The organism is [Clostridium] aerotolerans DSM 5434 (genome assembly GCF_000687555.1).
GTDB classification, from domain to species: domain Bacteria; phylum Bacillota; class Clostridia; order Lachnospirales; family Lachnospiraceae; genus Lacrimispora; species Lacrimispora aerotolerans.
On record NZ_JHWJ01000001.1, the window covers coordinates 473574 to 487467 of the forward strand.

The following is a 13894-nucleotide window of genomic DNA, read 5'->3' on the forward strand; positions in this document are numbered from 1 at the left end:
TTTTCTTTTGCCTGCGTGGTAATTTGATAGAAGAAATATGCGATCACCCGGCAAGTACGGGATACAAGGAGAGAGCGAGGAGAAGGCATGATCATTCATTTTGATGAGACAGAGGAAAAAGTACTTCCTCATTTTAACGGGGGAGAAAAGGAATTCAACACCAGGATGTATTTGGACGAGCTTAATAAGATACAAAGGGGAAGACTGGCTCCAGGGGCATCCATTGGAATGCATACCCACGATACCAGCAGTGAGATCTTTTACATACTGGAAGGAGAAGGAACTGTTATCTATGACGGGGGAGAGGAAGCAGTATCTCCAGGTGTCTGCCACTATTGCCCGAAGGGACATACCCACAGCTTAATTAATACCGGTGATAAGGACCTCATATTTTTTGCAGTTGTTCCTGTGCAATAAGAGAGAAGGGGGCTTATGAAGTATTTTGGAGAAGGTTTGAGTGAAAGTCATAAGGAATTAAATTCTATCATTCGAAAGAAGGATAGGATAGAGGAGGCAAAAACTCTTTTTCTGGACATACATAAAAAGCTGCACCTTTCGAATATAACAAAAGAAGAGGAAAATGAAGTCGATCAATTGTTCTATGACTTAGAGACATGGGAATATTCTGTAATGCCTGCCAGTAAGGATGAGACCATCGCTTGGGTGGTCTGGCATATTGCAAGAATTGAGGATCTGACCATGGGTATCCTGGTGGCAGAAGGAGAACAGCTATTTAATGAGGATTGGAAGCAAAGAATAAATGCTCCCATTACAGACTCTGGCAATGCCTTAGATGATAATGGTATCATGCATCTAAGCAAAAGCCTGGTAATAGAGGAATTACTACGTTACCGGTCGGCCGTTGGAATGAGAACAAGGCAGATTGTTGCAGACTTACAACCAGGAGATATGGTCAGGAAGGTCACCCCACTGGCCATTGAAAAAATACGGCTGGAAGGTGGCGTGACGGACGAGGAGGACTCCAGATGGCTTCTTGACTACTGGGGCGGTAAAGATGTGGCCGGACTCCTTTTAATGCCTCCCACACGCCATATGATGCTCCATATCAATGACTGTTTTAAATGGAAGGAAGCCATAAGAGCAAAGAAGAAACTGTATCTGGTTTAGATTAAATTATCTAAATGTTCATAAATAACTTGACAAATGAAAATATTGGCAGTATTCTAGTGATTGAAAATAATTATAAAATTAAGAAAAGGAGGCAGAAACGATGAGAAACATGAACAACGGAATTATAATTAAAGGAATCGGCAATGTTGTAGTTAATATGAAATTCATTCAGTCTGCCTCATCGAACATAGAAGACCTCTGCATGTAATAAGCAAGGGATCATAGACTCTTAACAGGAGTATCTTTATGTGTATGAACCGCAGTCTGTATGGGCTGCGGTTATTTTTTTGAGAATTTACCGAAAAAGACCGCTTTGCGCTGTTTTTTTCGGTTTTTTTCTATATTTGGGCAGAAATCAACCAGTTTAAAAATGTTTAAAGGAGGAAGTATGAAAAATCTGTGGAAGTATTTAAAGAAGTATTGTTTCCTGTATATCCTTGCAATCACCGCGATGTTCATCAGCGTTTTTCTCGATGCAATGTCTCCCCAGATCACGAAGCATATTATTGATGATGTGATCGTGGGCGGTAATATGCAGATTCTGATGAACCTGCTGTTAGGACTGATAGGAATCGGATTTGGAAGAGCGATTTTCCAGTACACCAAGGAATTTATTTTTGACTATGCTGCGGCGGGGATAGGAAGCGGTCTGAGAAAGGATTTATTCGATCATATACAGACCTTATCTATGGATTACTTTGATGGCCACAATACTGGGGAATTGATGGCAAGAATCAAAGATGACGCAGAACGAATCTGGAATGCATTCGGTTTCGTGGGAATGCTGGTTCTGGAATGCACCATACATACGATTATTGTGCTTGTCTGCATGTATCGCATCAGTCCGATACTTACATTAGTACCTTTGGCTATCATGCCACTGATTGCCTGGTATGCCATTAAGATGGAGAACGGTCTTGGGGAAGTATACGATAAGATCAGCGAACAGACAGCAGAATTAAATACCGTAGCCCAGGAAAATCTTGCCGGGGTTCGTACGGTAAAGGCTTTTGCCAGAGAAGAATATGAAATCGGCAAGTTTAGAAAGCACAATAAGAAATATTATGACTTAAACATGAAACAGGCAAAGCTTCTCATTCGCTATCAGCCGAATATCTCATTTTTGTCTAAAATCCTTATGATATCCGTAATTGTAATCGGAGGAATTCTTGTTATTTATGAGAAAATGACCATCGGTGAATTAGGTGCATTTTCCGAATATGCCAATAACATTATCTGGCCCATGGAAATGGTAGGCTGGCTGAGCAACGATTTAGCCGCAGCCATGGCTTCCAACAAAAAGATCAAGGCAATCATGGATGAAAAGCCGGTAATCAAGGATGCAGAGCAGCTAGTGTGGCCGGAACATATTAATGGCGATCTTACTTTTGACCATGTAAGCTTTGAACTTGATGGAAAACAAATCCTTGAGGACATTGACTTCTCTTTAACCAAGGGAAAGACTCTTGGGATCATGGGAGTTACCGGCTCTGGAAAAAGCTCCATTGTCAATCTGATCCAGCGGTTTTACGATGTTACGGATGGAAAGATATTGCTTGATGGAGTGGACGTGAGGGAGCTGCCTCTGTCCCTGTTAAGAGGTCAGATTTCTGTGGTCATGCAGGATGTATTTCTCTTTTCTGACAGCATTACGGAAAACATTAAAACAGGAAATAAGGATGCCACGGAATGGGAGATTGTCCAGCAGGCTTCCATATCAGCAGAAGCCCACAACTTTATATCTAAGCTTTCTGAGCAGTATGATACAGTAATTGGAGAACGAGGAGTAGGCCTTTCCGGAGGCCAGAAGCAGCGTATCAGCATTGCAAGGGCAATTGCAAAGAAAAGTCCTCTGCTGATTCTTGATGATTCTACTTCAGCTCTTGATATGGAAACAGAGAGAGAAATTGAAGCTCATCTGTCAAAGCTTAATAAAAGCTCTAAAATTATTATTGCTCACCGGATTTCTGCAGTTCGAAATGCAGATGAGATTCTGATTCTTTCTGAAGGAAGGATTATAGAACGAGGAACCCATGAAGAGCTGATGAACATGAGAGGACAGTATTATAAAACATATCAGGTTCAATACGGAGAGGAGGAAGTAACATGGCAGTCAATTCCAGCAGAATAGATGAAGAACAGAAGGCAGTCCTAAAAAAAGACACCATGCTCCGGATGTTTAAGTATTTACTGGATTATAAAAAGCAGATTACCATCGTTTTATTTATTATGGCAGGAACCATTGCCATAAGCATGATGGCCCCCCTGATTATGGAATATGCCATCAATGTCTGTGTAGCCCAAAAGGATATGAAAGGGCTTTTAAGGCTTGGAGCCGGAGCACTGATTTTGTTTCTATTGTTTCTTGCAGGAACCAAGATCCGGATGCGTCTTATGGCAGAAGTATCCAATAAAGTGCTTTTATCGATTAGGGAAGAATTATACCAGCATATCCAGTCTCTTGGATTCGGCTTTTTCGACAGCCGCCCTACTGGAAAAATACTGGCAAGAATTATTGGAGATGTGAATTCCTTAAAGGATGTATTATCGGACAGTGTGACACAGCTGATACCGGACCTATTAACAGTCATCTGCGTAGCAGTTATCATGCTGATTAAGAATTACCGGCTGGCTATGGCCGCCCTTCTTACGCTTCCAATTCTTGCAATCGGACTATTTCTGATTCAAACAACCGTACATAGGAGATGGCAGATTTATAGAAAAAAGACGTCTAACTTAAATGCATACGTTCATGAAGATCTGTCTGGAATCCGCATTATCCAAAGCTATGCAGCGGAGAAGGAAACAAAAGACGTGTTCCATGATCTGGTGAACCAGCACTACAAATCTTTTATGGATGCGGTACTTGTAGCAGATGCTTTTGGACCTCTGGTAGAGATTACCTGGGGACTTGGTGGCTTCCTGCTTTACTTCATCGGAATTAAGATCATAGGCGTGGAACAAGTGGGAATCGGTACCTTCCTTGCATTCTCCACCTATATAGCCATGTTCTGGAGCCCAATCCGCAATCTGGCCAACTTTTACAATAAACTGACCACCAACATCACTGCAGCAGAACGTATCTTTGACATTATCGATACAGAGGCAGAAATCATAGACCAGGAGGGCGCAAAAGAGCTTCCGGAGTTAAATGGAGAAGTAGAATTTAAAAATGTTTCCTTTGCATACAGCGATGAGCCTGACCGTCTGATTTTAAGCGATGTGAATTTTCTTATAAAACCAGGAGAAACCATTGCACTGGTAGGGCCTACAGGAGCGGGTAAAACTACGATTGTTAACTTGATCAGCCGCTTTTACGAAGCCACAGAAGGGAAAATCTTTATTGACGGCCATGAGATTAAGGATGTGACCTTAAACAGCTTACGGAGCCAGATGGGTATTATGACCCAGGACAATTTCCTCTTTTCCGGTACCATCCGGGATAATATCCGGTATGGCCGTCTTGATGCCACGGAAGAGGAAATTATTGAGGCAGCCAAGGCAGTCAGTGCTCACGAGTTCATCATGAAGCTTGATGAGGGATATGATACGGTCATCAGTGAAAGAGGAGCAGGACTTTCCATCGGCCAGAGACAGCTTCTGGCATTTGCAAGAACCATGGTCTCAAAGCCGGGAATCCTGATTCTTGATGAGGCCACCTCAAGCATAGATACCCATACCGAGCTTTTGGTGCAGAAGGGAATCGATGCACTCCTGAAAGGAAGAACTTCTTTTATCATCGCACACCGCTTATCAACCATACGGAAAGCAGACCGGATTTTCGTCATTGACCAGGGAAATATTATGGAGGCAGGAAGCCATGAAGAGCTCTTAGCCGTAAAGGGTGCCTACTATAATCTGTATCAGAGTCAGTTTGCCTAGACTTTAAAAGGGATTGACCGGATGGAAGAAATGCAATAGAATAGAAGTCGAGGTGATAAAAGATGACAGAAGGAGCATTGGTTTTGGAGGGAGGATCCCTTCGCGGCGTTTTTACAGCCGGAGTCTTAGACGTATTGATTGAGCAGGAGATAGAATTATCCTATGTAAACGGCGTTTCTGCCGGTTCCATGTCGGGCATGAGCTACATCAGCAAACAATCGGGCCGGACCATCAGGGTCAATCTGGATTACGTGAGAGACAAACGGTTTTTAAGCTTCCGCAACATGGTAAGAAACCGTTCCATATTTAACTTTGACTTTTTATTCGGGGAATTAAGTGATACCCTGGTTCCCTTTGATTATGATACATTTAACAATTCCAGGCAGATCTTTGAGGTGGTCGCCACCAGATGTAAGACTGGAAAGCCGGAGTACTTTGAAAAAAGCACCAGTGAAGATTTTATCAGCGCGGTAAAGGCTTCAAGCAGTATTCCGGTTCTGTCCAGTATGATTTCTGTGAATGGGAAGAAGTATCTGGATGGAGGCTGCTCCATGCCAGTAGCCTATCAAAGAGCCATAGACCTTGGATATGAAAAGGTTGTAGTGATTCTTACAAGAGAGAAGGGGTATCGGAAGCCTCTCCTTGATAAATGGACGAAAAAGGGATATGAGCGGTATTTTGGACCGCTGCCAAAGCTTTTAAAAGCTCTTCAGGATGTGCCGGAGCGGTATAACCGGATGCAGGAAGAGATTGATCAGCTGGAGGCGGAAGGCCGGATATTTGTCATACGCCCGGATAAGCATGTAACCGTGCAAAGAACAGAACAGGATAAGCGGAAGCTGGAATCCCTCTATGAAGACGGAAGAAGGCTTGCTGAGGCCAATTTAGATGATTTGAAGCGGTATTTGGGGATAGCAGAGGAAGGAAAGGAAGAGACGGTATAATTTATGAGTATTTACGATACATTAAATCCAATGCAGAAGGAGGCGGTTCTCCATACGGAGGGACCGCTTCTTGTGCTGGCAGGAGCCGGGTCAGGAAAGACCAGAGTACTTACACACCGGATTGCCTATCTTATAGAAGAAAAGGGAATCAACCCGTGGAACATTCTTGCTATTACCTTTACCAATAAGGCAGCAGGAGAGATGAGGGAACGTGTGGACAAGCTGGTGGGCTTTGGAGCCGACAGCATATGGGTTTCTACCTTTCATTCCTCTTGCGTCCGCATTTTAAGAAGACACATAGAAAGCCTGGGATACACCACGAATTTCACCATATACGATACGGATGATCAGAAAACTCTCATGCGCAACGTATTAAAAGGCCTGGAGATGGATCCAAAGCTTTATAAGGACCGTGCCATGCTATCTGTAATCTCCACAGCTAAAAATGAGCTGATTTCAGCCGTAGAGTTTGAACTGAACGCCTCCGGTGATTTCAGACAAAAAAAGGTGGCTCAGGTCTATAAAGAGTACCAGAGCCAGTTAAAGAAGAACAATGCCCTTGATTTTGATGATCTTATCATGAAAACAGTGCAGCTTCTTGAAAGTAGCCCGGAGATCTTAAATTATTATCAGGAACGCTTTAAATACATACTGGTGGATGAATACCAGGATACCAATACAGCCCAGTTTAAGCTGGTCAGTCTGTTGGCTGGAAAATATAAAAACCTATGCGTAGTAGGTGATGATGACCAGTCCATCTATAAGTTTCGAGGCGCAAACATTGAAAATATATTGAACTTTGAAAAATCATATCCAGGAGCCGTGGTCATTAAGCTGGAGCAAAATTACCGATCCAGCCAGAGCATCTTAAATGCAGCCAATGAGGTCATTCGCCACAACAGAGGCCGTAAGGATAAAACTCTTTGGACAGCCAATGACGAAGGCCCTCTGGTGCAGTTTAAGCAGTTTGATAATGCTTCAGAGGAAGCGGATGCCATCGTCCGGGATATTTTAAACAGTCCGACCGATTATCAGGACTGTGCCGTGCTTTATCGGACCAATGCCCAGTCCCGTCTCATTGAAGAAAAATGTCTTCAGCACAATGTTCCCTACCGCATGGTAGGAGGCGTCAACTTCTATCAGAGAAGAGAAATCAAGGATATCCTGGCTTATTTAAAGACCATTGCCAATGGTAAGGATGACCTTTCCGCCTTAAGAGTTATCAATGTTCCCAAGCGTGGAATCGGTGCCACCAGCCTTGGTAAGATTCAGGCATTTGCATCAGAACGCGGCTTTGACATTTATGATGCATTTTGCAGGGCAAAAGCAGTCCCTGGACTTGGTAAAGCAGCCGATAAAGTCCTTGTATTTACAGAGCTTATTGAAGATTTCCGTAACAGAATGTCAGAAGAGGCTTACACCATTCACGAGCTGATTGAAGATGTACTTGATGAGACTGGATACTTAAAAGAGCTGGAAGCAGAAGGCGAAATCGAGTACCAGACTCGTCTTGAAAATATCGAAGAGTTGATTAATAAGGCCGTGAGCTTTGAAGGAGACCATGAGCATCCGGATCTCAATGAATTCCTGGAAGAAGTGGCTCTGGTGGCTGATGTAGATCGTATGGATGACTCGGAAAACAGAGTGACTCTCATGACGCTTCACAGCGCCAAGGGTCTTGAATTCCCCCGGGTGTATTTAACCGGAATGGAAGATGGTCTCTTCCCCAGCATGATGTCTATTTCCTCCGATGATAAGGAAGAGGTGGAAGAAGAGCGGAGACTTTGTTATGTGGGAATCACGAGAGCCCAGAACTTTTTAATGATGACCTCTGCAAGACAGCGTATGGTAAATGGAGAGACCAGGTACAGCAAGGTAAGCCGCTTTATCGAAGAAATTCCGGATCACCTTCTGGATTCCAGCAGGCTGGAGCCGAGAATCTCAAAAATCCGCACGGGAGCCGATTTTGATGACAGCGCATTGCCATGGGGAAAGGCAGGACGGTCTGCCGGTGTCAGCAGCTTTGGACCTGGAAACAATGCATATGCATCTAAAACTGCAAGCCCGACCTCATCTCCAGGTTTTGGAAAAGCATTTACCGTTGAAAAACCATCTTCCTTAAGCTATAAGGAAGGCGACAGGGTCAGCCATATCAAGTTTGGAGAAGGGCTTGTCATGGAGATTAAGGACGGCGGAAGAGACTTCGAAGTCACGGTCCAGTTTGATAAAGCAGGGGTTAAAAAAATGTTTGCTTCCTTTGCAAAACTAAAACTTTTATAAAAACAATAATCAATACATAAAATTCAAAAAAATTGTGAAAATGATAGTAAAAGACCCAATATAATGGTATAATAACTGCGATAGGCAGAGAGACAAACCTTTGCCAGGATTTAAAAAGCAAGGCTCTCAGAAAGGACGTGGAGACATGAACAGATTTGATGCAATGAGCAAAGAGGCTATGAGCAAACTGGAAGATCTTATGAACTCAAGCAGAGTGAATGAATTGCTTCATAAAAGAGAACAGGAAGAAAAGAAGAAAAATTGTATTCTCTGGATACTGGCTATAGTAGGAGCTGTGGCAGCGGTGGCAGGCATCGCCTATACCGTTTACCGCTTCTTCACACCGGATTATCTGGAAGATTTTGAAGATGATTTTGATGACGATTTCGACGATGATTTTTTTGAAGACGATCAGGCTGTCGAAGCTACGGAACAATAAGATTGGCATTATTATAGAGAAGGAGCGTGCCTCAGTCAGTGAGACACGCTTTTTGCTCGGTCAGGAATAAAAAAGGATAGGAGTCAGAAGAGTGAAAAAGGGTGAGATATACGAAGGTATCATAGGACGGTTCGATTTCCCGGATAAGGGGTATATAGAACTGCCGGAAGGTAAAATAGGAATAAAGCACACATTGCCAGGACAAAAGGTTCGTGTGATGATCAATAAAAAACGAGGCGGAAAGGTAGAGGGCCGGGTTCTTGAAGTTTTAGAGCCTTCTAAGCTTGAGACCGCAGAAAATCCTTGTCCTCATTTTGGGATATGCGGCGGATGTACTTACCAGACACTTCCTTATGAAGAGCAGTTAAAGATTAAAGAGAAACAGGTAAAAGATCTGATTGACAGTGTTTGTGAGGATTATGTATTTGAAGGGATCAAGGGAAGCCCTCTGGAAGATGGATATCGGAATAAGATGGAGTTTTCCTTTGGAGATGAGTTTAAGGATGGTCCTTTGGCCCTTGGCATGCATAAGAGAGGAAGCTTTTATGATGTGGTAACAACAGGTAACTGCCAGATCGTTAATTCTGATTTCACGGATATTTTAAAGGCTGTAAAGGGATATTTTGAGGAAAAAGGAACTGGATTTTATAAGAAAATGCAGCATACCGGGTATTTACGCCACCTTCTGGTGCGCCGTGCCATTAAAACGGGGGAAATATTAATTGACCTGGTAACGACTAGTCAGGAAGATATGGACTTACAGCCATTAACGGATATTTTGCTTGGTTTGACTTTAAATGGTACAATTGTTGGAATTCTTCATACATTTAATGACAGTCTTGCTGATGTGGTAAAGAATGACCGGACTGATATTTTATATGGCCAGGATTTCTTTTTTGAGGAGCTTTTGGGACTGAAATTTAAAATTTCTCCTTTTTCGTTTTTCCAGACAAATTCTCTTGGTGCAGAAGTTTTGTATGAAACTACCAGAGGTTATGTTGGTGAAACAAAAGATAAGGTGGTATTTGACTTATACAGCGGAACTGGTACGATTGCGCAGATTCTGGCTCCTGTGGCTAAGAAGGTAGTTGGCGTGGAGATTGTTGAAGAGGCTGTAGAGGCAGCAAGGGAGAATGCAAAGCGTAACGGGCTTGAGAACTGTGAATTCATTGCTGGTGATGTATTAAAGGTTATTGATGAGTTACAGGACAAGCCTGACTTGATTGTGCTTGATCCACCTAGAGATGGGATACATCCAAAGGCATTAGGGAAAATTATTGATTTTGGAGTGGATAAGCTGGTTTATGTTTCTTGTAAGCCTACCAGCCTTGTGAGAGATTTGGTGGTGTTGCAGGAGAGAGGGTATAAGGTGGAGAAGGTTTGTTGTGTTGATATGTTTCCTTCTACGGCGAATTGTGAGACCGTTTGTTTGCTCTCAAAAAGACTTTGATTTTACGTAGATTGTGTTTTTTTTAATAAGCATCGTTTTGATAGAAAATACCTTTGTGATTACTGAAATTTATATGGAAATGGGGTGACATAAAAACTTTTAGTATGGAACTTTTGCAAAAGGTTTAGATTGGTGAGTTAATTATAATTGAGAAAAGCTATAATGATGTACCTTAAAAAGGCCTTTATTTGTGCAGTTAATAGCATTATATTTGGTAAGGAGGGAAAATGGATATGTCAGGGGATAAGAATAAAGTGGATAGTAAAATGTTGAGTAGATTATTTTACTTTCCAATATGCAACGAAGATGAAATTGATAGAGTTTTAAATGTAAGGACAGCTCAAGATTATTTATTAAAGCTACGTGCTGATACAATAGTTAATAATATGCGATTATTTAGAGTTTATAGAAATAGAGCGCTATCCCTTGAAGGGGAATGGTCACTTGAAAAATCATTTGAGATAGATCATTATACGAATTTCTTACAAAGTATACCTCTAAATTTGAGAAAACGTTGTGACTCAATCACATATGGTGATATATTTTCAAATATTCCTAATGGTCAAATATTCAAGACGGATTATGGTCCGGTGATTACGATAAGTGATTCGCTTAGATTCTTTTTTAAATTTATGAATTTAGCCTTATTAGATTTTGATGGAAGAGTTCCTGAACGGGTTTGTTTAAATGCATTACGTATTGCCATTAGAATTATGCTTAAAACTGAAACAATGGATTTTTTGATGGACCCTAGAGGGATAGTCCCGGAAGATATTGTTCAAGCTATTCATACACCCATACCTTATCAGTTACAATTTATTGCTGGGCACGAATTCGCTCATTATTTATTGAACCATTTATCAGAAACTAATGTTTCTGACTGTTATATATATCATGATATATCAGAGTGCAATGAAGATTATAAAAAAGTAAAAATATATAATCAATCGCAACGTGATGAATTTGATGCAGATATAAAGTCCTTATCTTTTCCAAGATTAACTGCCGATAAATATAGGAAATTATATGAATCATCTTTGTTATGGTTTGGTTCGCTTCAAATATATGAAGCGGCATGTGATGCTATTTATCCTAGCAGTTCTTGGGATTATAAAACTCATCCAACAGCTCGAGATAGATATGATAATATATTAGATAACGTAAAAACACCTAGCGGACTGAATAAAGACAGCTGGAAGTCTTTTCTCAAAATTATTGAAAGATACAAAAATATAATTATAGAAGACATTTCACTTAATTATGATTTATATGAAATGTATGGATCCGTATATTTAGACGAACCTGATTCAGAATGGAGAGGGCCAAGGCTTATAGATAGGGTTGACTATTATTAATATAGTATTATTCTATAGCTGTTGATATGGGAATACTAAAATATTATAATCTCGGACTGAGGGTAACGTGACTTATTTATGTCTTTGGCGTTTTTACCAAAAGATGAAAGAAAGTTTTTTATCTAAAGTGTTAATAGTAAACAGATGAATATTACTGCTAATATTCTATTTAAAATAGTTTTAAAGAATGTAAAAATGACATTGGTGATAAATCACAAAGAAATGAATAGATTAAAATAAGTGATGCCTCTGTCAAGACATATTTACGCCTCACGAGCATCATTTTTATACACTCAAGGAACGTTGAGACCGTCTGTCTGCTATCACGGAAAGCTTGATTTTATGCTGACTTGCGGGATTCTTTGAGAACAATGGAGTTATATTTTTGAGTAAAATAATAATAGAAGGAAAGGATACATGGAAAAACTTACTAAATTGTTTTAATAATCATGATATAATTATATTATGATTATTTGCATAATTATCTGATTTATTAAAGGTATTTATTAAAGAAATAATAGGAACGATGAAGGTGGTTTAGCTGGATAAGACAGGTACTTAATGACACATTTGCTGCCAGACATTTTCCTAAAGTTTAAATTCAATGCTAAGCTATCAATCCGAAGGGGCTGACCGTTTATAATTCGTCGTTTCAATTGTTGCGAGTTTTTTTCCACGTCCACATTTTGGCGAGGACAGGGGACAATGTCTTGAGCACCCATTGCAGTGTTTAGATTGCAAGAAATGTTGTAGTTCAATATCCTCTACAGATGCTGCATTTTTTCGTTTAAAACAAGAAAACATATAATGACCTCCTTACGATTCGTTTTAATATACCAAATTATGTTGCAGACCAGACTTGTATCAAAAAGGCCATTTTAGCTACTGTCACATCACAGATAATATGTTCAATTGCACATGCCTTACAGTTGGTCTGGATAACTATGCGAAAAAAGTCATGGTGCTGGAAAGCATAAAATCTCAGACAGTGGGCTGAGGGTTCTATTCTTGTCAGTGCTTTCCATTACGCCTTTAAAACTATATTGGAACACCGATATAATGGGAATAGGTGATGAAGATGATAATACAACAGCTTATCCTATTAAGCTCTTAAAGCATCCTTACATAGTTCAAAAAATATTATTGCTAATACCAATATTCTCTCTATTAAAGATTGGTTACTAAATCATCTAGGAAGTTATTTATAGTGTTAAGTGCTTCTTTATTGTATTTACTTAATATTTTTACAAATTTTTCATGTTCATTCTTATGAAGTATTTCATGTATATTAAAAACTTCTTTTCCCTTAGTTGTCAGGGTATAATAGATTTCTTTTTTATTATTTTCTAGGTGATTTCCTTTTATTAACTCCTTCTTTACTAGTTTACTAGTAATCTTAGATATAGCTCCCTTTGTCAAATTTAATTCTTTTGATATAAATGTTGAATTAGTTAATTGACTTTTTCCAATACAATCAATTACATGAATTTCTGAAAGCATTAAGCTCATATTTTGAATATCTTTATAATCATTTTTGAGTAACAAATTTCTTACTTCTTCTTCATGTCCATCCATCATGTTACTTATATATTCAAAGACTGTTACCAGCTTGTTTATTGTTATATCCATCTCAAATTTTGTGTTCTCTGTTTTCATAATTGCATTCTCCATTTTAGATTTAGTTTCCATGTAAATAAATGTATTATAGCATATATTAGATGAATATTCAATATATTTTTAAAAAATAGTTTACAAGGAAACTATATTGTGATACTGTAATATTATTCCTAGGAAAAATAAATAAATATGTTGGAGGTTATCAAATGAAAATTGATTTAAGTTATAAAATAAAAAAAGAAAAGTTAGACGAAATGCTATCTGCTGTTAAAACTACTAACGAGGCAGCTGAAAAATCTGGCCATGTAGGCACTCATTTGGATGTTATGAATGGAGAATTTTCAATAGATAATATTATAACAAAAGGTAAAATATTCGATATAAGCCATATAAAAACTGAGGAAGTAAAATTGGAGGATTTAGATTTAGGGAACATAAAAGAAAATGATTTTGTATTCTTTCATTCAGGGATTTTGAATCAGTATGGATATGGTTCAAAAGAATATTTTTCAACATATATTGAATTATCTGATGAGGTGATAGATTATCTTCTTAATAAGGGAGTAAGTTTAATAGGAGTGGATATGGCTGGAGCTAAAAAGCCGGAGGATCACCTTCGAATTGATTTACATTGTTCTGAAAGAGGAGTATTTATTATTGAAAATCTTGTTAACTTAGATTTATTATTAAAAGAAACTCTTGAAAACTCTTTCACAGTATATACTTTTCCTACAAACATGAGCGGCTTTTCTGGTCTTTCTTGCAGAGTAATTGCGGAAATATAAATTAATATTAA

Annotated in this window: 11 protein-coding genes; 10 read left to right on the forward strand and 1 reads right to left on the reverse strand. The window is 39.4% G+C overall.

Annotated elements, in window-relative coordinates; all coding sequences use genetic code 11:
• Nucleotides 1-87 precede the first annotated feature (87 nt).
• The 9 genes from T546_RS0102250 to T546_RS0102295 all read left to right on the forward strand — a co-directional run bounded on the left by T546_RS0102250 (nt 88) and on the right by T546_RS0102295 (nt 11481).
• On the forward strand, nt 88-417 hold the full coding sequence (locus T546_RS0102250; RefSeq protein WP_026890222.1) for a cupin domain-containing protein: 330 nt from the start codon (nt 88-90) through the stop codon (nt 415-417).
• 15 nt (nt 418-432) lie between these two features.
• Complete coding sequence (locus tag T546_RS0102255) at nt 433-1128, forward strand: DinB family protein (RefSeq protein ID WP_026890223.1); 696 nt, start codon at nt 433-435, stop codon at nt 1126-1128.
• Between the two features lie 391 nt (nt 1129-1519).
• On the forward strand, nt 1520-3262 hold the full coding sequence (locus T546_RS0102265; RefSeq protein WP_026890224.1) for an ABC transporter ATP-binding protein: 1743 nt from the start codon (nt 1520-1522) through the stop codon (nt 3260-3262).
• Nucleotides 3238-5013: an ABC transporter ATP-binding protein gene (locus T546_RS0102270; RefSeq protein ID WP_026890225.1), complete on the forward strand. Its 1776-nt coding sequence runs from the start codon at nt 3238-3240 to the stop codon at nt 5011-5013. Before T546_RS0102265 ends, T546_RS0102270 begins: the two co-directional genes overlap by 25 nt.
• Nucleotides 5014-5075: 62 nt before the next feature.
• Entirely contained in the window at nt 5076-5957 is an 882-nt protein-coding gene (locus T546_RS22640) for a patatin-like phospholipase family protein (protein ID WP_034597467.1), read from the forward strand.
• Nucleotides 5958-5960: 3 nt separating this feature from the next.
• The gene (gene pcrA, locus T546_RS0102280) at nt 5961-8237 is read left to right on the forward strand and encodes a DNA helicase PcrA (RefSeq protein ID WP_026890226.1); all 2277 of its coding nucleotides are present in this window, start codon (nt 5961-5963) and stop codon (nt 8235-8237) included.
• Between the two features lie 145 nt (nt 8238-8382).
• Nucleotides 8383-8676 carry a hypothetical protein gene (locus tag T546_RS0102285; RefSeq protein WP_024835656.1) on the forward strand — a complete coding sequence of 98 codons (294 nt, stop codon included), beginning with the start codon at nt 8383-8385 and terminating at the stop codon, nt 8674-8676.
• Nucleotides 8677-8767: 91 nt separating this feature from the next.
• Nucleotides 8768-10126: a 23S rRNA (uracil(1939)-C(5))-methyltransferase RlmD gene (gene rlmD, locus T546_RS0102290; protein ID WP_026890227.1), complete on the forward strand. Its 1359-nt coding sequence runs from the start codon at nt 8768-8770 to the stop codon at nt 10124-10126.
• A gap of 233 nt (nt 10127-10359) precedes the next feature.
• Nucleotides 10360-11481 (forward strand): hypothetical protein, encoded by a 1122-nt coding sequence (locus T546_RS0102295; RefSeq protein ID WP_156951277.1) that lies wholly within the window; start codon nt 10360-10362, stop codon nt 11479-11481.
• A gap of 1167 nt (nt 11482-12648) precedes the next feature.
• Here T546_RS0102295 and T546_RS0102300 read toward each other — a convergent pair.
• Nucleotides 12649-13137, reverse strand: a complete 489-nt coding sequence (locus T546_RS0102300) for a MarR family transcriptional regulator (protein ID WP_026890229.1) — start codon at nt 13135-13137, stop codon at nt 12649-12651.
• Nucleotides 13138-13304: 167 nt separating this feature from the next.
• Between T546_RS0102300 and T546_RS0102305 the strand changes: the two genes are divergently transcribed.
• Nucleotides 13305-13883: a cyclase family protein gene (locus tag T546_RS0102305; RefSeq protein WP_026890230.1), complete on the forward strand. Its 579-nt coding sequence runs from the start codon at nt 13305-13307 to the stop codon at nt 13881-13883.
• The last annotated feature ends 11 nt before the right edge of the window (nt 13884-13894 follow it).

Coding starts and splice junctions, on each gene's coding strand:
- T546_RS0102250 (WP_026890222.1), top strand. CDS start 88: ATGATCATTCATTTTGATGAGACAGAGGAAAAAGTACTTCCTCATTTT.
- T546_RS0102255 (WP_026890223.1), top strand. CDS start 433: ATGAAGTATTTTGGAGAAGGTTTGAGTGAAAGTCATAAGGAATTAAAT.
- T546_RS0102265 (WP_026890224.1), top strand. CDS start 1,520: ATGAAAAATCTGTGGAAGTATTTAAAGAAGTATTGTTTCCTGTATATC.
- T546_RS0102270 (WP_026890225.1), top strand. CDS start 3,238: ATGGCAGTCAATTCCAGCAGAATAGATGAAGAACAGAAGGCAGTCCTA.
- T546_RS22640 (WP_034597467.1), top strand. CDS start 5,076: ATGACAGAAGGAGCATTGGTTTTGGAGGGAGGATCCCTTCGCGGCGTT.
- pcrA (WP_026890226.1), top strand. CDS start 5,961: ATGAGTATTTACGATACATTAAATCCAATGCAGAAGGAGGCGGTTCTC.
- T546_RS0102285 (WP_024835656.1), top strand. CDS start 8,383: ATGAACAGATTTGATGCAATGAGCAAAGAGGCTATGAGCAAACTGGAA.
- T546_RS0102295 (WP_156951277.1), top strand. CDS start 10,360: ATGTCAGGGGATAAGAATAAAGTGGATAGTAAAATGTTGAGTAGATTA.
- T546_RS0102300 (WP_026890229.1), bottom strand. CDS start 13,137: ATGAAAACAGAGAACACAAAATTTGAGATGGATATAACAATAAACAAG.
- T546_RS0102305 (WP_026890230.1), top strand. CDS start 13,305: ATGAAAATTGATTTAAGTTATAAAATAAAAAAAGAAAAGTTAGACGAA.